The sequence below is a fragment of the Sulfuriflexus mobilis genome (assembly GCF_003967195.1).
Taxonomy (GTDB): domain Bacteria; phylum Pseudomonadota; class Gammaproteobacteria; order AKS1; family AKS1; genus Sulfuriflexus; species Sulfuriflexus mobilis.
Genome location: NZ_AP018725.1, coordinates 263,999 through 285,807, shown reverse-complemented (window position 1 = coordinate 285,807; position 21,809 = coordinate 263,999). Strand labels below are relative to the sequence as shown.

23 protein-coding genes are annotated in these 21,809 nt (G+C 55.2%); 12 read left to right on the top strand and 11 right to left on the bottom strand.

Annotated elements, in window-relative coordinates:
- Positions 1-191: 191 nt before the first annotated feature.
- Positions 192-1,568, bottom strand: coding sequence for an AmpG family muropeptide MFS transporter (locus EL386_RS01430; RefSeq protein WP_232020226.1), 1,377 nt, complete (start codon positions 1,566-1,568; stop codon positions 192-194).
- A gap of 98 nt (positions 1,569-1,666) precedes the next feature.
- Here EL386_RS01430 and EL386_RS01425 point away from each other — a divergent pair, with 98 nt between their 5' ends.
- The 5 genes from EL386_RS01425 to EL386_RS01405 all read left to right on the top strand — a co-directional run bounded on the left by EL386_RS01425 (position 1,667) and on the right by EL386_RS01405 (position 4,430).
- The gene (locus EL386_RS01425) at positions 1,667-1,873 is read left to right on the top strand and encodes a hypothetical protein (RefSeq protein WP_126452564.1); all 207 of its coding nucleotides are present in this window, start codon (positions 1,667-1,669) and stop codon (positions 1,871-1,873) included.
- A 3-nt stretch (positions 1,874-1,876) separates the two neighbouring features.
- Entirely contained in the window at positions 1,877-2,584 is a 708-nt protein-coding gene (locus EL386_RS01420; protein WP_126452562.1) for a DsbA family oxidoreductase, read from the top strand.
- Positions 2,585-2,733: 149 nt separating this feature from the next.
- Positions 2,734-3,243 carry a hypothetical protein gene (locus EL386_RS01415; protein ID WP_126452560.1) on the top strand — a complete coding sequence of 170 codons (510 nt, stop codon included), beginning with the start codon at positions 2,734-2,736 and terminating at the stop codon, positions 3,241-3,243.
- A gap of 95 nt (positions 3,244-3,338) precedes the next feature.
- Positions 3,339-3,710, top strand: coding sequence for a group I truncated hemoglobin (locus EL386_RS01410; protein WP_126452558.1), 372 nt, complete (start codon positions 3,339-3,341; stop codon positions 3,708-3,710).
- 84 nt (positions 3,711-3,794) lie between these two features.
- Positions 3,795-4,430, top strand: coding sequence for a class I SAM-dependent methyltransferase (locus tag EL386_RS01405; RefSeq protein WP_197722128.1), 636 nt, complete (start codon positions 3,795-3,797; stop codon positions 4,428-4,430).
- Positions 4,431-4,649: 219 nt separating this feature from the next.
- Here EL386_RS01405 and EL386_RS01400 read toward each other — a convergent pair whose 3' ends face one another.
- Positions 4,650-5,417, bottom strand: a complete 768-nt coding sequence (locus tag EL386_RS01400; RefSeq protein ID WP_126452556.1) for an exodeoxyribonuclease III — start codon at positions 5,415-5,417, stop codon at positions 4,650-4,652.
- Between the two features lie 74 nt (positions 5,418-5,491).
- Here EL386_RS01400 and pyrE point away from each other — a divergent pair, with 74 nt between their 5' ends.
- Positions 5,492-6,142 (top strand): orotate phosphoribosyltransferase, encoded by a 651-nt coding sequence (pyrE, locus tag EL386_RS01395; protein WP_126452554.1) that lies wholly within the window; start codon positions 5,492-5,494, stop codon positions 6,140-6,142.
- A 105-nt stretch (positions 6,143-6,247) separates the two neighbouring features.
- On the opposite strand, the gene EL386_RS01390 is transcribed toward pyrE, so the two are convergent.
- Positions 6,248-6,997 carry a sulfite exporter TauE/SafE family protein gene (locus EL386_RS01390; RefSeq protein ID WP_126452552.1) on the bottom strand — a complete coding sequence of 250 codons (750 nt, stop codon included), beginning with the start codon at positions 6,995-6,997 and terminating at the stop codon, positions 6,248-6,250.
- A gap of 125 nt (positions 6,998-7,122) precedes the next feature.
- On the opposite strand from EL386_RS01390, the gene EL386_RS01385 reads away from it, so the two are divergent.
- Positions 7,123-7,758 carry a hypothetical protein gene (locus tag EL386_RS01385; protein WP_126452550.1) on the top strand — a complete coding sequence of 212 codons (636 nt, stop codon included), beginning with the start codon at positions 7,123-7,125 and terminating at the stop codon, positions 7,756-7,758.
- A 3-nt stretch (positions 7,759-7,761) separates the two neighbouring features.
- On the opposite strand, the gene slmA is transcribed toward EL386_RS01385, so the two are convergent.
- From slmA to coaBC, 5 genes are read right to left on the bottom strand one after another with little or no spacing between them, the layout of a single operon-like run.
- Positions 7,762-8,364 (bottom strand): nucleoid occlusion factor SlmA, encoded by a 603-nt coding sequence (slmA, locus tag EL386_RS01380; protein ID WP_126452547.1) that lies wholly within the window; start codon positions 8,362-8,364, stop codon positions 7,762-7,764.
- A 20-nt stretch (positions 8,365-8,384) separates the two neighbouring features.
- Entirely contained in the window at positions 8,385-9,278 is an 894-nt protein-coding gene (gene argB / locus EL386_RS01375) for an acetylglutamate kinase (RefSeq protein WP_126452545.1), read from the bottom strand.
- A 59-nt stretch (positions 9,279-9,337) separates the two neighbouring features.
- Positions 9,338-11,752, bottom strand: coding sequence for a phosphomannomutase/phosphoglucomutase (locus tag EL386_RS15840; RefSeq protein WP_126452543.1), 2,415 nt, complete (start codon positions 11,750-11,752; stop codon positions 9,338-9,340).
- 20 nt (positions 11,753-11,772) lie between these two features.
- A complete protein-coding gene (gene dut / locus EL386_RS01365; protein ID WP_126452541.1) occupies positions 11,773-12,231 on the bottom strand; it encodes a dUTP diphosphatase in 459 nt (152 codons plus the stop codon).
- Positions 12,221-13,432, bottom strand: coding sequence for a bifunctional phosphopantothenoylcysteine decarboxylase/phosphopantothenate--cysteine ligase CoaBC (coaBC, locus tag EL386_RS01360; RefSeq protein WP_126452539.1), 1,212 nt, complete (start codon positions 13,430-13,432; stop codon positions 12,221-12,223). The genes dut and coaBC overlap by 11 nt, the downstream gene beginning before the upstream one ends.
- A 108-nt stretch (positions 13,433-13,540) precedes the next feature.
- On the opposite strand from coaBC, the gene radC reads away from it, so the two are divergent.
- The 3 genes from radC to rpmG all read left to right on the top strand — a co-directional run bounded on the left by radC (position 13,541) and on the right by rpmG (position 14,814).
- Complete coding sequence (gene radC, locus EL386_RS01355; RefSeq protein WP_126452537.1) at positions 13,541-14,227, top strand: RadC family protein; 687 nt, start codon at positions 13,541-13,543, stop codon at positions 14,225-14,227.
- A 180-nt stretch (positions 14,228-14,407) separates the two neighbouring features.
- Positions 14,408-14,644, top strand: a complete 237-nt coding sequence (gene rpmB / locus EL386_RS01350; protein ID WP_126452535.1) for a 50S ribosomal protein L28 — start codon at positions 14,408-14,410, stop codon at positions 14,642-14,644.
- Positions 14,645-14,655: 11 nt separating this feature from the next.
- Positions 14,656-14,814, top strand: coding sequence for a 50S ribosomal protein L33 (gene rpmG, locus EL386_RS01345; RefSeq protein WP_126452533.1), 159 nt, complete (start codon positions 14,656-14,658; stop codon positions 14,812-14,814).
- Between the two features lie 919 nt (positions 14,815-15,733).
- On the opposite strand, the gene EL386_RS01340 is transcribed toward rpmG, so the two are convergent.
- A complete protein-coding gene (locus EL386_RS01340) occupies positions 15,734-16,927 on the bottom strand; it encodes a DesA family fatty acid desaturase (protein ID WP_126452531.1) in 1,194 nt (397 codons plus the stop codon).
- A 125-nt stretch (positions 16,928-17,052) separates the two neighbouring features.
- Between EL386_RS01340 and EL386_RS01335 the strand changes: the two genes are divergently transcribed.
- Positions 17,053-17,463 carry an NUDIX domain-containing protein gene (locus tag EL386_RS01335; protein ID WP_126452529.1) on the top strand — a complete coding sequence of 137 codons (411 nt, stop codon included), beginning with the start codon at positions 17,053-17,055 and terminating at the stop codon, positions 17,461-17,463.
- A gap of 82 nt (positions 17,464-17,545) precedes the next feature.
- Positions 17,546-18,775: an EAL and HDOD domain-containing protein gene (locus EL386_RS01330; protein WP_126452527.1), complete on the top strand. Its 1,230-nt coding sequence runs from the start codon at positions 17,546-17,548 to the stop codon at positions 18,773-18,775.
- Here EL386_RS01330 and EL386_RS01325 read toward each other — a convergent pair.
- Together EL386_RS01325 and EL386_RS01320 are read right to left on the bottom strand one after the other, a co-directional pair.
- Positions 18,772-20,730, bottom strand: a complete 1,959-nt coding sequence (locus tag EL386_RS01325; RefSeq protein WP_126452525.1) for a hydantoinase/oxoprolinase family protein — start codon at positions 20,728-20,730, stop codon at positions 18,772-18,774. The two genes, EL386_RS01330 and EL386_RS01325, sit on opposite strands and share 4 nt — an antisense overlap.
- The gene (locus EL386_RS01320) at positions 20,711-21,778 is read right to left on the bottom strand and encodes a GGDEF domain-containing protein (RefSeq protein WP_126452523.1); all 1,068 of its coding nucleotides are present in this window, start codon (positions 21,776-21,778) and stop codon (positions 20,711-20,713) included. Before EL386_RS01320 ends, EL386_RS01325 begins: the two co-directional genes overlap by 20 nt.
- Positions 21,779-21,809 lie beyond the last annotated feature (31 nt).

Below are 21,809 nucleotides of genomic sequence, written 5' to 3'. Positions count from 1 at the left end.
GGTTTTTTGGTTTCCTCAAGGACGGTTCGGTATCCACCCCTTACTGGGTAACAAGGACTTCGCCACGGTGCTGATCGCCATCGGCACCCTGCTCATGGTGTTCGAGTTCCGTTTATTACTTCGGGTCATCAAGATGAAACGCGCCGGGCGGGGACAGGGTAAGGCGTAAACCTCACTGTACGCTAAGCAACTTAGACCTTCTTGCCATTGGCCTCGGTTTGCAGTTGTCGTGCCGCCGGGCTAACGGTCAGGTAAATCGCAACGACGATCGCCGGCACACCGAGCAGCGCGGCATAACTGAAGAACCATTCATACCCGTAGCCTTCGACGATCACCCCCGAGAAGCCGCCGAGGACCTTCGCCGGCAGGGTCATCAGCGAACTGAACAGGGCATATTGCGTGGCGGTATACGCTGCATTGGTGAGGCTGGATAAATAGGCGATAAAGGCCGCCACTGCCAGACCACCGGAGAAATTATCGGCGCTGATGACGATCGCCAGCCAGAGCTTGTCAGGGCCGAGTGTCGCCATGTAGGCAAACAATAAATTGGTCACGGCGACGAGCACGGCACCAAGGATGAGCGGCCTGTGGATACCATAGCGCACCACAAGGATGCCACCCGTCGCGGCACCGGCAATTGTCATAAAGAAGCCAAACACCTTGGAAATATTGGCGATGTCAATCATGCTGAAACCAAGGTCAAGATAGAAGGGATTGGCCATCACACCCATGGTGATATCCGAGATACGGTAGACGCCGACAAAAAATAATATGACCAGGGCCAGCTTGCCGTAGCGCGAAATAAAATCAACAAACGGGCTGACCACCGCACTGCTGAACCAGGCCTGCAAGCGTTGCAGGCGGGATGGCAGGTGGCTGGCATGAAGAATCAGCTCGGCTATATGTGACTCTTGTTCGCGCGTGGCCGCGGAAATCTTATGCGCCGGCTCACGGATAATCAACACCGTCAGCATGCCGACACTGGTGAGCATGGCCATGACTACGTAGGTCAGGGACCAATCCGTGAAATTCGCTATATATAGTGCACCGGCACCCGCCACCAGCAAGGCTATTCGATAACCAAGGATATACATGGCCGCCATCGCGCCCTGGTATTCCTTATCGATGGCCTCGATGCGATAGGCATCCAGGGCGACGTCCTGGGTCGCGGAACTGAAGGCGACGAGCAGGCCAAACAGGGCCATCACGGTCAGGTCCGCTCGCGGGTCGGTCAGGGCCATACCAAAAAGGCCGCCGGCGATACCAATCTGTGCGGCCAGCATCCAGCCCCGGCGCTTGCCAAAATGTTTGGTCAGCACGGGGAATGGCAGGCGATCGATCACCGGTGCCCAGACCACCTTGATGGAATAGGTAATGCCTATCCAGCTAAAAAAACCGATGGTCGCGCGGCTGACATCGGCCACGGTCAGCCAGGCAGAGAGTGTTGAAAATACGAGCAGGAACGGCAGGCCGGCGGAGAAGCCGAGAAACAGCATGCCGATCACACGCGGGCGGGTGTAGACCAGCAGGGCTTCGCGCCAGCTATGCAGAGGAGGCTGTGCAGACAAGGGGTTCTCCGGGCGATTCTTGTTATCTGCCGCCTACTTTAGCATGCATAAGCGGCTATACTCACCCTTGTGTCCATTCAGGATGAAAGGAGTGAGATATGACTATTCAAAAGGTCGGTGCACCGATACGTTTTTTCCTGTTTGTTATCAGTGCCGTCATCTGGGCCGGGATCTGGCACACCGGTTTCGCGGTTGCCAGCTGGGTCCTCTACATCCCGGCGATATTCCTGCTGCTGGCGGCGATCACGGGGATTTGTCCGGGGATCCTGTTTTCCAACAAGCTGTTTAAAACCAAGCCTTCCTAAACAATGACTAAAACCAGAAGCGTTCGCATTGATTACTTTTCCGATGTCTTATGTATCTGGGCCTACGTGGCCCAGATACGCCTTGATGAACTGCGCCATGCCTTTAACCAGCAAATCACGCTCCAGCATCACTTTATTCCCGTATTCGGTCACACCGAACACCGCATCAGTGAGGGCTGGCAGGACAAGGGGGGATTCATCGGCTTTGGCAAGCATATTCATAAGGTCTGCGTCGACTTCCCGCACGTCGAGGTCCATGAGGCACTCTGGTGTGAACAAGCACCGTGCAGCTCGGCACCCGCCCACCAGTTCCTCAAGGCCGTGCAACTACTCGAACAGCAAGGCGAAATTTCCAGTGAGTGCTTAAGCGATTGCCAGGACCGCACACGCTTTGAAGAAACCGCCTGGCAATTACGCCTGGCCTTTTTCCGCGATAATCGGCGCATCGATACCCGCTCTGAATTACTCGCCATCGCCGAGGAAGGTGGACTGCCCACCGCCGCCATCGAAGAGCTGCTGGATAACGGCCAGGCCATGGCCGCCCTCATGCGCGATATCGAACTGCGCGATGAATACCGCATTGAGGGTTCGCCGTCCTACCTGCTCAATGAGGGTCGGCAAAAACTCTATGGTAACCTCGGCTACCGCATCCTCGAGGCCAATGTCAGAGAAGTCCTCGACAAGGCCGATAACCAAGCCAGTTGGTGCTAAAAGCAATTAGTGTCGTGTATCAACCTTTTACTCATGATTGTATTTGATAACAATGGTTGTGCACACAAGGTCCTCGTATAGGACGTTTCGCAGCTCGCGCCCCACAGCTTTAACGATTTTGCACCAAAAAACTAACAACGGAATTATTTATGAAATTAGCAGTTAGTATTGTCTTTCTCTCTTTAGCATTATTGTCTTCGTTAAGTTATGGGGAAGACTTGCACAGTCATGAAACAAAAAAGGATATTTCTGGTATAGAGTCTCTTTCACCTGAATTGCGCGAGCTGCTAACGAAAGAAATGCTAGCATTACAAAATGGAATGATGTCTGTAATTCCAGCTTATGTCACTGGAAACTGGAGTGAGATTGAAAATATTTCTCATAAAATGAAAAACAGCTATATTTTGAAGCAAAGCCTTACTGACGAACAAGTAAAAGAACTACATACTTCTCTCCCTGAATCATTCATAAAGCTAGATCAAGAATTTCATTATTTGTCCGGCATGCTAAATCAAGCGGCCAAAAATAAAAAGCCGGAATTAGTCGGTTTTTATTTTTCAAAACTAAGTGAAAGCTGTGTTAGCTGCCATACTCAATACGCAGTACATAAGTTTCCAGCACTCGCCCCAGAAAAAATGACTGATATGCATGAGCACTAAAACGCACAACAAGGCGTTAAACTAGATCGGCGAAAAATCGCGAACCCCAGTTAACTTGACGTCACACCTATTAAATAAATCACAGAGAAAATCCAATGACTGAGAAAACACTTTACGAACGTTTAGGCGGTTACGATGGCATCACCGGTTTTATCGATGATTTATTGCCACGATTACAATCAGATTCTCAACTGGGCCGCTTCTGGCAGAACAGAGGTAATGACGGCATCAAAAGAGAGAAACAATTGTTAATTGATTATTTATGTTCAAACGCAGGTGGGCCAGTTTACTATACTGGCCGGGACATGAAATTATCACATGAGGGCATGAAAATAAGTGAAGGTGACTGGGCAGTGTTTTTGGGGCATGCGGGTGATACTATGGTCGCATTAAATGTTCCTAAACAGGAATGTGATGACGTTGTTGCATTTATTTTGAGTTTAAAAAACGACATTGTTGAGGATTAGGTGACGACATTAAAAATTGTTCAACTGGATCGGCGTCCTTCGCGAAAAGTCATTATGCCTAGGTTTTAAAACTAGAGATTTCGCATGGTGTTTGACAAAAAAGCGCATTGGGAAAGCGTCTACCAACAAAAATCCCCTTTAGATGTGAGCTGGTACCAAAAGGAACCATCTCTATCATTGGAGCTTATCCGTGGCACACAGGTCGCTAGTGGTGAGCCAATCATTGATGTTGGGGGTGGTGCCTCAGTGCTGGTAGATCACCTGTGCAAGGAAGGTTTCACAAATTTGGCTGTTTTAGATATTTCTAAGGAAGCACTTTCCTGTGCCAAAAAAAGGCTTGGCGATTTTGCACGGCACGTTGAATGGTACGAAATTGATATAACCCAATTTAATGCCAGACATCAGTTCTCACTTTGGCATGATCGAGCTGTGTTTCATTTCCTAACGGATAAATCCGATAGAAAAGCCTACGTCAAGGCATTAAAAAATGCACTAAGGTCAGGCGGGCATCTCATCATTGCAGCATTTTCAATCGGTGGACCGGAAAAATGTAGTGGGCTCGATATCGTGCAATATGATGTAGAGAAACTTACAGCGGAGTTGGGGGAAGAGTTTAAGTTAATAGAGGTGAAAAGCGAAGTGCATATTACTCCAGCCAATAAAGAACAAAAATTTATGTATTACCACTTCATTAGAATACCAAAGAACAAAGAAACCTAACCATCACATGCGCTCGAACAGAAAAAGCGCCGCTCGTTCCTCGCTCGCTTTGTTGCTGACGGTAGTGTGAAGCGTTAGCTTGCACGCCGACAAGACGCCTGAGGTGAAGCCGCGTCCAAGAATACTGGTAGAAACAACTTATCAAAAGGACGGTTGCATCACATATGACCTCGTGGCGCGCGGTGGCGAAAAAAGGAAAATGAATGCGCGAACTCGTTACTAGATATCATAATCAATTGTCAACGGCGCATGGTCGGAGAACCACTTCTCTTTATAGACACTGGCCTTTTTCACCTTGTCGCCCAGCCCGGGCGTGACCAGCTGATAATCGATGCGCCAGCCGACATTGTTGGCGCGGGCATTACCGCGGTTTGACCACCAGGTGTATTGGTCCGGACCCTTTACCACCTCGCGGAAGGCATCGACCCAGCCATCCTTGTTCAGCACATCGTCCATCCACTGGCGTTCCTCATCCGTACAACCCGAGTTCTTGCGGTTGCTCTTGAAGTTTCTGATGTCGATCTCCTTGTGCACGGTATTAAAATCGCCCGTGATCACATATTCGCGCTTACGGCGGCGCATCTTTTTCATCTCAGCGCGCAGCTTGTCCATAAAATCGAGCTTGTTGGCGTGGCGTTCCTCACTCGTTGAACCGGAAGGCAGGTACAGGGAAACTACCGTGATATTGCCAAAATCGGCCTCGATCCAGCGGCCCTCGGTATCACAGTGGTCCCAGCCCAGGCCGGTGCGTACGGCATCCGGCTCCTGCCTGCAATACAGGGCGACACCGCTATAGCCCTTTTTCTCGGCATCAAAGAAATAGCTGTGATAGCCCTTCGGATGATAGTCATTGGCCTCGAGCTGGTGCTCCTGGGCCTTGGTCTCCTGCAGGCAGATGACATCGGCGCGCTGACGCTTCATCCAGTCAAAAAAGCCCTTCTTTTCGGCGGCACGGATGCCGTTGACGTTCGCGGTAATAATGCGCATGCGTTCCAACCTTCCCATTCAGCGTGTATGATAACGCGCCATAGCATTCCACAGACGGACACGGCATTACAACCATGAAAGAATATCAGCACGAATTTCTCGATTTCGCCATCGCCACCGGCGTGCTTTGCTTCGGCGAGTTTACCCTCAAGTCCGGCCGCCTGAGCCCGTACTTCTTCAACAGCGGGCTGTTCAATACCGGCGAGAGCCTCGCCCGCCTCGGTCGCTACTATGCCGAGTCGATCGAGCAAAGCGGCATCGAATATGACTGCATCTTCGGCCCGGCCTACAAGGGTATTCCGCTCGTCGCCACCGCCAGCGTCGCCCTCTATGACCACCACCAGCGCAACGTGCCTTACGTCTTCAACCGCAAGGAGGCCAAGGACCATGCCGAGGGCGGTATCACCGTCGGCGCCAAGCTCAAGGGTCGTGTCTTGATCATTGATGATGTGATCTCATCGGGAATGTCCGTCGATGAGTCCGTGGAAATTATCCGTGCCGCGCGTGCCACCCCGGCCGGTGTGGCAATCTCACTGGACCGCATGGAGCGTGGCCGAGGCAGTGAACTGACCGCCATCCAGGCCGTAGAAAAGCGTCACGGTATCAAGGTTGCCAGTATTGTCACGCTCGACGACCTCATCACCTACCTCGAAGACAAACCGCAACTGGCCGAAGACCTCGAGCGTATCCGCGCCTACCGTGCCAAGTACGGCCCGAAAGCCTGAGCCTGGGCAGGTACGGTAAGCGTTTACCAAGGCAGGGTTTTCTATTTCCCTAGTTGCGACCTTTGCGTTAATAACACGAAAGTATCGATAATTCCGGTACCTGTCTTACCCAAGAATCAGCTTGATGCCAATCAACAGGGTAATGACCTCGTAGACGCGCTTGATCCAGCGATTACCCTTGACGATCGCCAGGTGCGCACCGATATAACCGCCCAGCAGTGAACCCAGCAACAGCACCGGCAACCAGTCCCAGCGGATATCTCCGAGCAGGCCGAGCGTCAGAGCCCCCAGGCCGTTCCAGAACATGCCAACCAGGATCAGCGTATAGGCCACGGCGCGCTTGTAGTCGAGGCCGAACCAGCGTACCAGCCACAGGGTCACGAACAGCCCCGTGCCTGAGGTCAGCGAACCGTTGAGCACACCGATAATGAACAACACCCCAGCACCAATAATAAACCCTCGGGTATCGCGGTGGCTCGGCGCATGATTCAGGCCCAGGTCGTTCTTTAACCACGAATACAGGCCCAGTCCGGCGGTGAGAAGGCCAAGGGCCACCTGCGCGGCACGGTCCGGCACCTGCAGGATCAGGCTCGCCCCAAGCACCACACCAGGCAGTCCCGCGGCGAGCATGAACAGGGCAAAGCGCCGCTCGAGGGCATCTTCACGGGCATGGCGAATGGTCGCGCCGACACCGAGGGCGACACTGGCGACCTTGTGCGTGGCCAGTGCCACGGCAAACGGCAGGCCGAGAAAAATCAACGCCGGTAGCTGGATCAGCCCCGCGCCGCCACCGGCAAAGGCGGAAAAGATATTCGCCAGCAGCGAAATGACGAATAATAACAATTGATCAAGCATGGTAAATCGGCTCTCACTGTGACCTTGTTCATGGCAGACGAACTTCCGCCGCTACATAATGACTAATAGAAACGGGCTGGCTATACTCTTTTTACAGTAACCCTCTACGCTAACAGGTAGCTATCGTGACAAAAACCAAGCGCTTTACACTGATATTTCCCCTGCTGCTTGGCCTCGGCCTGAGCCCCGGCGCGGCCCTGGCCAAGATCAAATGCTGGACCAACGCCGAAGGCATTCGTGAGTGTGGCAATGCCGTGCCACCCGAATACGCCCAGCAGGGTTATGATGAGATCAGCAAGCAAGGTACCCGTATAAAGCACCATGAGCGCGCCAGGACCGAGGCAGAACTCGCCGAGGAGGCCCGCCTCAAACTTATTGAGGAAGAGAAGGCTCGCCTTGCCGAGGAACAGGCCGCGCATGACCGTGTCTTACTGGATACCTTCGCCAGCGAAGACGAGATCGTCATGGCCCGCGACGGTAAGATCACGTCCATTAAAACGGAAATCCTCCTGACCAATCGCAGCATGAAAGCGGCGGAAGAACGCCTCAACCAGTTACGCAAACAGGCCGCCAACCTCGAGCGTGCCGGTAAACCGGTCCCCGAGAAACTCGGCAAGGATATCCAGCAGGCCCTGGTTCAGCTCGAGCAATACGAGGCCTTTGTCAGCAACAAGCAGGGCGAAAAAGACAATATCTACCAACAGTTTGAGGCCGATGTAAAACGCTACCGCCAGCTGCGCCCCCAGCGCCGCGTGCAGTAGGCGCTAATCCCGCAAGACACAATCGAGGCTCGCCCATTGCGCCGGCCACTGTGCCAGCGGCGAACGCTCAAAACCACTCCGCACAAACTGTTGCAGGCGGCCTTCCACAAGGGCCAGCAATAGCGAGGAACGTGTCTGCACCTGGGCATCGCTCATCACCTGACCATGCAGACGTGCCTCGCGCAGGATTTGTTTGAGCTGGGTTTCAATCCGATCATAGAACTGACTGACACGCAGGCGCAGGCGGGCATGTTCACCGGTCAAGGCATCACCGGCCAGCAGGCGCGTCATACCCGGATTCTTTTCGGCGAAGCCGAGCAATAACAGGCAGAGTTTTTCACAACGCGTGACGGCTTCCTTTTCTTCGGCAAGGATACGATTGGCGAGTGAGAAGATCGTATCCTCGACAAATTCGATCAAGCCCTCAAACATCTTCGCCTTACTCGGGAAGTGACGATAGAGTGCCGCCTCGGAGACCCCAACCGCGCGCGCGAGCTGTGCCGTAGTGATACGCTCGCCGGGTTTTTCTTCAAGTTCCCGCGCCAGTGCCTCAAGGATGGCCTGGCGACGCGTACCGCGTTCCTGTTTGTCTGCACGTGGCGACATGGCTGTTCCTTTTTTATCTATTAACTGCGGATGAGGGTGCCGACACCCTCGTCGGTAAAGATTTCCAGCATCACGGCATGCTGAACCCGGCCGTCGATGATATGTGAGGTCTGCACACCATTACGCACGGCCTCCAGCGCACTGCCAATCTTCGGCAACATGCCACCGTGGATCGTGCCATCGGCGATCAGTTCATCAACACGCTGTGATGACAGCCCGGTTAACAGCTTGCCATCCTTATCCAGCAGGCCTTTGGTGTTGGTCAGCAATATCAGCTTTTCAGCCTTAAGGGTCTCGGCCAGTTTACCGGCAACCAGGTCGGCGTTGATGTTATAGGCCTGACCGTCCTTGCCAACACCAATCGGCGCAATCACCGGGATAAAATCCCCCTGCACCAGCATATCGACAACGGCGGTATTAATCGTCTCAACCTCACCGACGTGGCCGATATCAATGATCTCGGGCACCTTCATCTCTGGTTTATTGCGGGTGAAGGTCATCTTCCTGGCACGGATCAGGCTGCCATCCTTGCCGGTCAGACCGACGGCCTTGCCACCATGCTGGTTGATCAGGCTGACGATCTCCTTGTTCACCAGGCCACCGAGTACCATCTCGACCACATTCATGGTCTCGCTGTCGGTGACGCGCATGCCCTCAATGAATTCACTCTGTTTGCCGATCTTCTCGAGCAACTGGCCGATCTGTGGACCACCACCGTGGACCACCACCGGGTTTATACCGACGAGCTTCATGAGCACGACGTCACGGGCGAAACTCGACTTCAGTGCGTCATCGACCATGGCATTGCCGCCGTACTTGATGACAATGGTCTTGCCGGTGAAACGCTGGATGTACGGCAAGGCCTCTCCCAGCACGTGGGCGATATTCATGGCGTTTTCAGATGTCAGGCTCATGGCAATACTCTTTGCGATTTTATTGTATAAAAATTTTTATGCAGTATAACGCCGTTTATTCAGAATGACAGGTTAATGCCCGGCTCAACGGCCCGCATCTGCTCACGGAAAATTTTCTTAATCCGTTCCAGGGCCTCTTCGCTGTCGGCCTCAAAACGTAATACCAGTACCGGGGTTGTGTTCGAGGCACGCACCAGCCCCCAGCCATCGGCAAAATCGACACGTACGCCGTCTATGGTCGTAATCTCGGCATCCTCGAAACTCGCCTGGGCCACAAATTTTTCCATGTAGGCATGGTGCTGGCCCTCGGCCATGCTGATATTGATTTCCGGTGTATTCACACTGTCCGGCAAGGCATCAAAGACCTCGGCGACAGTCTTATCTGCGGTCATCGGGCCCAACAATTCGACCAGGCGCGCGGCAGAATACAGACCATCATCAAAACCGTACCAGCGTTCCTTGAAAAAGATATGTCCACTCATCTCACCGGCCAGCAAGGCGCCGCTCTCCTTCATCTTGCGTTTAATCAATGAATGGCCGGTTTGCCACATGGTGGCCACACCACCATGTTCACGGATCACCTCGGCCAGCTTGCGCGAACACTTGACGTCAAAGATGATCTCGGCACCCGGATTGCGGGCAAGGATGTCCATGGCATACAGCATCATGGTCCGGTCCGGCCAGATGATCTTGCCCTCGCGGGTCACCACGCCGATGCGGTCACCGTCACCATCAAAGGCCAGGCCCAGGTCGGCCTGCTGTTCCTTCACCGCCGCGATCAAATCCTTGAGGTTTTCCGGACGACTCGGGTCGGGATGATGATTTGGGAAGTTTCCATCCACCTCGCAATACAACTCAACGACATCACAACCCAGTTCTTTCAGCAACTGTGGTGCGGCGACGCCGGCGGCACCATTACCACAATCGACCACCACCTTGAATCGCTTCAGCAGCATGACATCACCGCTGATGCGTTTGATGTATTGTTCAAGTACATCCTGTTCCATGAAACTGCCTGCACCGTTGTCGAAATCATTTGTCTCGATACGCTGACGCAGGGCCTGGATCTCTTCCGAGGCCAGGGTATTACCGGCGATCACCATCTTCAGACCATTATAGTCGGGCGGGTTATGGCTACCCGTAACCATGATGCCCGAACCCGTGCCAAGGGTTTGCGCGGCGAAATACAACACCGGTGTCGGCACCATGCCGATACTGATGACATCGATACCCGCCGCACGCAGGCCATCGCTCAGCCGTGCCAGCAAGGCCGGTCCGGAGTTACGCCCGTCACGCGCCACCAGAACTTTTGTCTCACCCTGGGCACGTGCCTCACTACCGAATGCCCGACCGACGTTGTACACGACCTCTTCCGTCAGGGTCTTGTCGACAATGCCACGGATGTCATAGGCCTTGAAAATGGAGGCATCGAGCTTGCTGCCTGCCTCAGTCTGAACGTCATCACCACCAACCATTGCAGCCTCCTCATCGACAACCAATAAACCGTCCGTGCTTTGAAACAACACATCACTGCCAATCTCTTCTGCCAGGATTGAACTGGTGAGAGAAACAGTATCCTCTTCGTGTTTCTCGGCAGGCATCGCCACTTCATTCTTATCATCAGGCATAGGCTTACTGTGTCGCCCGTTGCGAAATGCGAGTAGCAGCGCCGAGACAAAAATCATCAGTGCAATTACACCCACCGCCAGCAGACGCTGGCCGGCATAATCAACCGCCTGTTCCAGCTCGCGTGTCGCCGGCCAGTAGGCCATGCGCCAGCGACTGCCATGCACCGCCGAGGTATAGGGATCAAGTCCACGCTCGGCATGCCCCCCGGCCCGGGCCAGGGGTTGACCCGCCTGCTGCAACTCAAAATAACCTTTACCTTCGCTGACGGCCGGCATCGACGCCGATAACAGGGTGATACTGAAACTCGCCAACAGGCCGCCGACCCACTCGCCTTCTTCATTACGTATCGGGCGGACAAAATCGATATGCTGAACATCGGCACCGTACAGGTGGGCCTCAATGGGGACGACTTTATCTGGCTTGGAAGAATCTGCGACGAGGTCAAAGCAGGCATAACTCAGCGTTGGCCGGGCATGATCCGTAATCTGCGTGGTGCGTGGGGCGATCAGGCGCAGGCTCAGCAACCCGGGTAATAGTGCATCGGCCTCGGTCAGTAAGACACTCTCCTGACCCGCGAGTTGTTCAGCGAGCCCCGGCTGTGCGGCCAATGCATCGAGCCGCTGATTTAGACCTTGCAAGCTATCGGCAAAGGACGCCGCATACTGCTGCGCCTCGGCACGATACGTCGCCGTCAGGTCAGGTTGCTCCGGCGGCCGCCAGTCCGACTGGTAGACATACACCAGGGTCGCCAGTGAAAACAGTATAAGGGCTCCCGGTAACAAATGCCGGCGCAGATTCAGCCTGGCATTTTTCTTCTTCCTCGATGTAAACGCAGGCAAGTGCATTAGTGGAACAATCCCTTTCCCTAGTGGCGACCGGTATGGCCGAAACCCCCGGCACCACGTTCACTACTGTCAAACTCTTCGACGATCTCAAACTCGGCCTGCACGACCGGCACGATGACCATTTGTGCAATACGTTCACCCGGATTAATCGTGAACGACGCCTTACCGCGGTTCCAGCAGGAAACAAACAGCTGGCCCTGGTAATCGGAATCGATCAGGCCAACCAGGTTGCCCAGCACCACACCGTGCTTGTGACCAAGACCGGAACGCGGCAACAACACTGCGGCATAAGCCGGGTCGGCGACATGGATGGCCATGCCGGTTGGCACCAGATAGGTATCACCGGCGGCCAGTTCAACCGCGCCGTCTACGCAGGCGCGCAGGTCCATGCCGGCCGACCCTTCGGTGGCGTAACCCGGGATAGGAAATTCATTACCGATACGTGGGTCGAGAATCTTTAACTGAATTTTACTTTTCATGGTACCTCTGTCCGATTAGGGCAACGAGTTGCCGTGCCAATTGTGATTTGTGTGCCTTGGGCAGCTCCTGCCCGCCACCTTGCCAGAAAACGCTCAGGGCATTGTCTTCGCTCTCCACGCCGAGCGGCGCGCCATCCCCATCCTTGCCAATGATATTCGCGGCGATCATATCCAGGGCCTTGGCCTGTAACTTGCCGCGCGCATTGTCGCTCAGGTTTTCGGTCTCGGCGGCAAAACCGACGGTGAACGGCGCCACCTCCCGCGCCGCAACCCGCGCCAGCACGTCGCCGGTGCGCACAAGTTCAAGGCTGAAGGACGCCTCTGACTTTTTTAGTTTTTGTACTGCCGTCTGTGCCGGCCGATAATCGGCCACCGCCGCGGCGCTGATAAATATATCGCACTCTGCCAGCCGACTTTCGACGGCCGCCAGCATCTCCGCCGCCGTCTCGATATCTATGCGGGTCAGCCGCTCCGGGCTCGGCAGACAGACCGGGCCACTGACCAGGGTCACGCGCGCACCGGCCTCGACACAGGCCTCGGCCATGGCATAACCCATGCGTCCACTGCTGCGATTACTGATATAGCGCATCGGGTCAATCGGTTCACGGGTCGGCCCGGCCGTGATCAGCACACGCAGACCGGCCAGGCTACCGGTAACGAACAGGGCCATGCTCTCATTGACCAGCTCGGCCGGTTCGAGCATGCGACCGGCACCGATATCGCCACAGGCCTGCTCGCCCTCTCCCGGCCCAAATATGTGTACACCACGGCCGCGCAGACTTTTGACATTGCCTTGCGTGGCCGCATCCGCCCACATGGCCTGATTCATGGCCGGCGCCACCGCCAGGGGCGCGTTACTCGCCAGGCACACGGCGCCGAGCAGGTCATCACCGCGGCCCTGCACCAACCGCGCCAGACAATCGGCACTGGCCGGGGCGATCAGCACCAGGTCGGCCCACTTCGCCAGGGTGATATGCCCCATGCCGGCCTCGGCGTCGACATCAAGCAGGTCGCTATGCACGGGTTGACCGGAGACGGCCTGCAGGGTCAGCGGGGTAATAAACTCGCGCCCGCCCGCGGTCATGATCACACGTACCTCGGCGCCGGCCTCGCGCAGGCGACGGACCAGGTCGGCGCTCTTGTAGGCGGCAATGCTGCCGGTCACGCCAAGGACGATGCGCTTGTTGGTAAGACTACTCATAAGAATGGGGGATTCTAGCAGATAAGTGCCCACTCACTCCCTATTGAGCATGGGGAACTTCCTGCGTAGACTGAGCCGTCAGGGACGAATGCTGCCAGGGAGGCATGTATGACCATTTGTAACTGGCCGCTCGCCGAGCGACCGCGTGAAAAACTCCTCGACCGCGGGCCACAGGCCCTCTCCGACGCTGAACTACTGGCCATCTTCCTGCGCACAGGCATGCAGGGCAAGACCGCCGTGGACCTCGCCCGCGACCTGCTCAGCCGTTTCGGTGGCCTGCGCGCCCTGCTTGATGCCGACCAGGCGAGCTTTTGTGAAGGCCCCGGCCTCGGCCCGGCCAAGTACGTACAACTGCAGGCCGTGCTCGAACTCGGCCGCCGTCACCTTCAGGAAAGCCTCGAACGGGATACCGCCTTCGGTGACCCCGCTGCGGTCCGCGCCTACCTCTCTGCCCGCCTGCGGGACCGGCACCGCGAGGTCTTTGCCTGCCTGTTCCTGGATACCCGCCACCGCCTGATCGCCTGTGAAGAGCTGTTTCTCGGCACCATTGATGGCGCCAGTGTGCACCCGCGCGAGGTCGTGCAGCAGGCCCTTGCCCATAAGGCCGCCGCCGTGATCCTCGCCCATAATCACCCCTCCGGCATCGCCGAACCCAGCCGTGCCGACAAGGCCATTACCGAGCGTCTGGTCGAGGCACTTATGCTTATCGAGGTCCGCGTGCTCGACCATTTCATCGTCGGCGACGGCGAACCGTGGTCATTTGCCGAGCACGGGCAACTTCAGCGATCTTTCTGAAGCCCGCCATTCTCTATATAACATACTGATTTATAGTGATATCATTGGCTTTTCCGGCCGATCGTCAAGATTTCCCAGTGTTGCGGCAGGCCAGACGTTCTGGTATAAAGTGCGGCTCGTTTCGCGTGTTCCGTATCGGCTTGGCGCGCGAACTATAGAATTTTTTTGGAGGCTTTAGCAATGTCCAGAGTATGCCAGGTAACCGGCAAGCGCCCAATGTCGGGTAACAACGTCTCGCACGCGAAGAACCACACGCGTCGTCGTTTCCTGCCGAATCTTCACACCCACCGTTTCTGGGTCGACAGCGAAAACCGCTGGGTACGCCTGCGTGTCTCATCAAAGGGTATGCGCATCATCGACAAGAAAGGTATCGATACCGTCTTGGTTGACATGCGCAGCCGCGGCGAAAAGGTTTAAGGAGCACTATCATGGCACGCGATAAGATTAAGCTCGTTTCCAGTGCAGGCACCGGTCACTTCTACACAACTGACAAGAACAAGCGCACCATGCCTGAAAAGATGGAAATCAAGAAGTACGACCCGGTTGTACGCAAACATGTCATGTATAAGGAAGCGAAGATTAAATAATCTTTGTTACTTGTTATTGATTTCGAGAAGCCCGGCATCGCCGGGTTTCTTGTTTTTTGTCCCTCATTTTGAGTTCCCTCTCCCCTTGAGGGAGAGGGGTGGTTTTTCTTTTGGTGTTCTTTTTTAAGAGCTTTTAAGTTTTTAAAAGCAGTTGTTCTTTTCGTGCTTACCACGCGCGAGTTACTTTCTTTGCTCGTGCAAAGAAAGATAACCAAAGAAAGCACGCCCCGCGATTTGTTCTTTTGTTCAGTTATCACTGAACAAAAGAATTCCCTCGCTGCTCAGGATATTTCCGGCACGCGCAGAACTCCGCCCGTTTGCTTAACGGCCTAATGCAACCTTCACTTCGTTCCGGTCGCGCCTACAAACGGGGTCGACTGCGCGTGATCATCCGGAAATTTCCTGCGCGGCTCGGCTGCATCGAAGGGGATGACCGTAGCGAAGCGTAGGAAATGCCTAATGAAGCCCAAAGGGGTTCTAAGGTAAAAGTGCCAATTCAGCGCCCAATGCTTGAGGCAAGTGGGTTTGGATCCCGTTATACCCCGCCGAGCATCGCAGACGAAGCGGGATCATAGCGAGCACTGTTTGAGGGCGATTAGTGCGGAGCACAGCCCGAGTTGCGGAGCGCCCGCTTCGTCGAGAAGCACAGGGAACCCAAAGGGCGGGGAATTCGGGTGTCTTTTCTTTTGGTTACTTTTCTTTAGACAAGTAAAGAAAAGTGACACGCGCCCAGTGGGCGTGTAAGGAACAATTGTTCTTAAGAATATTAAAAGCTCTTAAAGCTGAGAAGAATAAATCAAAAAACCCTATTGTTCCCTCATCCTAACCTTCTCCCTCGGGGAGAAGGAACTCCCTTTTCAGGGATAGGGCATAAAAAAGCCCGGCATAGCCGGGCTTTTTTACACAACACTAACAACCGCTACGCCGGAACCATCTGCGGTGCAAGAGAATAACTCTTCAGACTCCTGGCAAACTCCTGCAGGGATTTAATCCCGGTAGCCTCTGCCTGGCGACACCATTCCTGAATGTCGCGGAGTAACTGTTCCTGACTGGCCGTGGTGCTGGCCCAGATGTCCAGCAGGCGTTGCTTGTATTCATACGCTGTATCCAATGCCTTGTTCTGTGACAAAACAAACTGCAGACGCAATTTAGCCGTGTCGTCAATCAATGCCTCATTACGCGTCAGGAACTTACGCGCGCGCTTGAGCTGACGACGTAAAACACTATCGCTAACCTTACGTACTTCTTCTTTGTAAACCTGCTTCATAACCTCGCGGGCATAATTGGACATGACCTGAAAACGATTGGTCACCAGCGCCATCACCGTGTCTTTATCTATAGCCGGCTTACTGTGATCAATAACGGGTCTCGGTGCGAGCTTCTTGACCTTGGCCAAGCCAAGCATGGAGAGGATACTGATGTACATCCAGCCGATATCAAACTCCCACCACTTCACCGAAAATTTCGCCGAGCTGCCAAAGGCATGATGGTTGTTATGTAGCTCTTCACCACCGATGATGATGCCGAACGGCACGATATTAGTGGAGGCATCGCTGACCTCGAAGTCGCGGTAACCCCAGTAGTGGCCAATACCGTTGATCACACCAGCAGCCCAGAACGGTATCCACAGCATCTGCACGGCCCAGATGGTCAGGCCGACAGGACCGAACAGGGCCAGATTGATGAGCAACATCAGGGCGATACCCAGTTTGTTGGTGCGACCACTATAAAGATTACGCTCAAGCCAGTCATCCGGGGTATTGTGACCATAGGCGTCGAGGGTGTCCTGTTTGTTAGACTCGGCACGGTACAATTCGGCACCCTGCCACAAGACCTTGTCGATGCCCATGACCTGCGGACTATGTGGGTCCTTCTCGGTTTCGCACTTGGCGTGGTGCTTGCGGTGCACCGCCACCCATTCCTTGGTGACCATACTCGTGGTCATCCACAACCAGAAACGGAAAAAGTGACTCACCACCGGGTGCAGTTCTACCGCACGGTGCGCCTGGTGGCGGTGCAGAAAGATGGTGACACTGGCGATGGTAATATGGGTAAGAATGAGTGCAGTGGCAATATAGCCCCACACCGATAAATCGAGAAATCCATTAAACATAAGAGCTGGCCCCTGTTGATAGCCTGGCGAGTACAGATATGCGTTATATTGTAACCCAGCGGCTTGTTAATAGGGTATATCGGGCCGAATTTGCAAAAGAAAACCCCTGAATAATGAGGAAATCCATGCCAGCACCGGTTACCCCCTTATTGACGGTCGATATCATCATCGAATTGGCCGACCGTCCCGGCCGCCCTATCGTACTGATTGAACGACGCTTTCCACCCTCTGGCTGGGCTCTGCCGGGGGGCTTTGTCGATGTCGGTGAAACCCTGGAGCAGGCCGCCGTGCGCGAGGCTCGCGAGGAGACCTGTCTGGATGTCCAACTCAGCCGCCTACTCGGCTGTTATTCCGAGCCCTCGCGCGACCCACGTGGACATACCGTCAGTGCCGTGTATATTGCCGAGGCCCGTGGCACCCCCCGCGCCGAGGACGATGCCCGGCAAGTCGGCGTCTTCTTGCCCGGCGACTGGCCCGGGCCACTGGCCTTTGATCACGCCACGATCCTTTCCGACTACCTGCGCAGCAAAGGATAAAAGAAAGTTTTATTAATGTTTATCCCCTGCGCGTCCGATACACTCGTACGGAGAAGAGGTTTTTCAGGAACTACTATCGGGTATGTCAACACCAGCAGACAATGCCAACAGTAACGAGGTCTACGTTGGGCGCCAGCCAATCTTTGACCAGTCACTGAATGTCTATGGCTATGAATTGCTGTTTCGCAGCGGCCATACCACCACCGCCAATGTCATTGACGGCAACCATGCTACTTCGCAGGTGATTATCAATACCTTCCTCGAGATCGGTCTCGAGCATATCAGCAATCATCGCTATACTTTTATTAACCTGACACGTGATTTTCTGCTCGGCGACATCCCCTTGCCGTTACAGTCCGAAAAGATTGTCCTCGAGGTACTGGAAGATGTTGAGGTCGATGACAAACTCATCGCCGCCATCAAGCAACTCTCTGCACAAGGCTTCACCATTGCGCTGGATGATTTTGTCCTGAACGAAAAAAACCGTGCCCTGTTACCGCTGGCCGACATAATCAAAATTGACCTGATGGTGCTGGATACTGAAACGCTGAAAAGACACGTCACGATATTCAAAAAACTTGATGTGCAATTGTTGGCCGAGAAGATCGAAACTGAAGAAGAGTACGAAATGTGCAAAGAACTCGGTTTTGACTATTACCAGGGCTATTACTTCTGTAAACCACACGTGGTGAGCGGTAAGCAACTGCCCGCCAACCGACTGGCCCTGCTCGAGATGATCGCCAAGCTGCAGTCCCCTGACTGTGACATGCATGAACTCGAACAGATCATCAGTCGTGATGTCGCCATCAGTTACAAACTGTTGCGTATCATCAATTCTTCCTACTACAGCATGCAATCCACGGTCGATTCCATCAAAAAGGCCCTGCTCATTCTCGGTCTCAAGCCATTAAAAAGCTGGGTAACCGTGATTGGCTTATCCATGGTCGATGACAAGCCGCCCGAACTCATTACTATCTCCCTGACCCGGGCAAAGATGTGTGAACGACTCGCCCCCGCCCTGGGTATTAATGAAGATGCTGCCTTCACCGTAGGGCTGTTTTCCATGCTTGATGTATTACTCGACAAATCCCTGGCCGACCTCGTCACACAACTACCGCTGGATGACGAGGTCATCAAGGCCCTGCTTGCCCGTGAGGGTAAACTCGGTGAACTTCTCAACCTTGTCACCCAGTATGAAGAGGGCCAGTGGCAGGAGATTGACCAGTATACTATCGATAAGGCACTTATACGCCAGGGCTACCTCGATGCACTCGAGTGGTCAGGCTCAATCATTGCTGAAATCGCTCACTAGCGGCTCAGTAACAAACTCCCCGAGGCATGCAGGCAGGCTTGCCAACCCGCCGCTAACCAGGTCGTCGACACCGTCTCTGTGATCAATGCCGGGCCAACCAGGCGCTGCCCTGTTATCAGCGCCTCGCGGGCATACACGGGGACCGGCTGTGGCTGGGCAAAAACCTCAACGTGACTCTCTGCCTGTGCCGGTTGCCCCGTCCCGACACATGACAGAACGGGCTGCGGCGCCGGGGCCTGTAGATTGACGCGGACGTTAACCAGTTCCAGTGGCAAATCCAGTTGATGGCCGTAACGTTCGGCATGCGCCTGGTGAAAGGCCGCGCTGGATTGCACATGCCCCTGCCAGGCAATCGTGAAGGTATACGACTGACCGCGATAACACAGGTCCACGGCACTCTCGGTGTGCAGACTGGCGGCCTCCACACCCTCGGCCATCAGTGCTCGCCTGCCCTGGGCGGCCAGCTCCTCGATGTGGGCATCGATGACCGTGGCGGCAACAGCAGCAAAGGCGCCGTTAACGGTACGCGATAATTGCCTGGCTCGCGGGGCGGCGAGCATGCCAAAGGCCGACAGTACACCGCCGTGCACCGGCACAATCGCCTCGCGCATACCCAGGGCCTCGGCCAGGGCACAGACATGCAGCCCCCCGGCGCCGCCAAACGACATTAGGCTAAAATCCTGTGGGTCGACACCCCGTTGTACCGAGATCACGCGCAACGCCCGTGCCATATGCTCATTGGCCACGCGTAAGACCCCCTCCGCCGCGGCTTCGACGGTGCAGGCCAGGCCTTCGGCGATCACCGCCAGGGCCTCACGGGCGGCAGCGATATCGAGACACATACCCCCGCCCAGAAAGGCCTCGGCACGCAGGCGCCCGAGTACCAGATTGGCATCGGTGACAGTGGCACGTCGGCCACCCTGACCATAACAGGCCGGACCCGGTGTCGCACCGGCCGATTCCGGGCCGACCTGAAGCAGGCCGCCGGCATCGACACTGGCAAGGGAACCGCCCCCGGCCCCTATCGTATGCATATCGACCATCGGTACTGAAACGGGGTAGCCGGCGATCTCACCCTGGCTGGTCAGGCGCAACTCACCATCGATGAGGGCTACGTCGGTGGAGGTACCGCCCATGTCAAAGGTCAGCAGGTGTTCCTGGCCGCAGGCCAGTCCCATGTAACGTGCCCCGGCCAAACCGCCTGCCGGACCGGAGAGTAACAGGTGCACCGCCTGCTCTCCGGCCTGTGCGGCGTCGATGGTGCCACCGGAGCTTTGCATAACCGACAACGCGGACGGCGCGATCCCCGCCTGCAGACGTGTCAGGTAGCCCTGCACCAACGGTCCCACGTAGGCATTCAACCAGGTCGTCATACCACGTTCGTATTCGCGATACTCAGGGAGGATATTCGATGAACGTGAGACAAACATCGTCGGCGGCACGATCGCCTCAATGGCCCGTTCGGCCGCATCATCAAGAAAGGAAAATAACAGGTTGATGGCCACCGCCTCGGGGGCCAGCTGCTCCAGTTGCCGGCGCAACTGTGCAAGGTCTTCTTCGCTGAGGGCCTGCAGGGTTTCACCGTCTGCACCCAGGCGACCACCGGTCTCCAGGCACAGGCCCCGCTCAACGGGCAGGCCACTGGCCACCGGTTGCAGGTTATACAGTTCACGTCGCGCCTGACGACCAATGGTCAGCACATCGGCCAGGCCGCGGTTGCCGATATAGGCCGTGCGCACCCCCTTGCCCTCGAGCACCGCATTGGTCGCGACGGTCGAGCCGTGCACAACTTGCAAGCTGTCCGCAAACACCAGCCCCAGTTCACACATGCCCTGTAAAATGGCCTGCTCGGGGGCCTGTGGGGTGGAGAGGACCTTATGAACCCTCAACCCCCGATCATCAAGTACGACAAAATCTGTGAAGGTACCGCCGGTATCAACGCCTAGTAACATCATCCTCGTCCATCACGAATCGATCCCGCCCCTGCTCCTTGGCAAGATACAAGGCCTGGTCTGCCCGGTGGAGTAATGCCGCGCCGGTGTCCCCGGCATGGGCCACCGCAATTCCCTGACTAATAGTGACAGATAACTTACTGCCTGCAAACTCAATGACGGTCTCATTGACCCGCTGACGGATACGCTCTGCCACCTGTCGCGCCACCTTCGGGCTCGCCTGGCTCAGGACGATCAGAAACTCCTCGCCACCATAACGGCTGACGGTATCAAAACCTCTGACCGCGGCCTGCAGGGAAAGACTCACCTCACGCAAGACCTCGTCACCGGCCATATGCCCGTGGGTGTCATTGACCTTTTTGAAGTAGTCGATATCGGCCATGATCAGGCAGATGTCGCCGCGACCATTATAGCGTTCCAGATGCTGCTGCAGCTCGCGCAAGGCATATTCACGTGTCGCCAGCCCGGTCAGGCTATCGGTGATCACCCTCTGCCGCAGATGCTCCCCCTCATCACGCAACTCATGCAGGGATTCTTCCAGGTCCATCAGCTGTGCGCTATGGTAGGCCTCGATCGCCAGGGTCATGTCGAGGCTGACCATTTTATGGATAAAGGTACGCAGCTGTTGCCCGCTAATGCCCTCTTCTTCAAAACCTTCCGGAATGGCATCGAGCATGAATTGCTGTAACGCACGGTAGGCACACTGGTACAGGCCCAGCGTCAGGCCCACCCATTTATGCGCCGCACCCACCATCAAGCGATGACTGAAATAACCAATGGTCTCAAAGGCTACCCCGAAACTCTGCAGGTAATTCGCCTGGGTCGATTTCAGCGCGGCGATTTTCTTTTCAGGGATAATTTGCCTGTATGCCGGGAACTTGAGCATGTAGGCATAAAAATCATCAATGATCTTTTCCGCATGCGGCCTTAGAATAAATTGTTGTAAAATTTGCGCGCAATGGTGATCGGCCTCGGTCAACTCGAGCAGGTCTAACAAGGCCTGTCGACGGGCATCGTCAAATGCATAGGCCTTAAAATAATCTGTAACCATAGAATAAGTACTGCCGTGTTATAATCCGCGG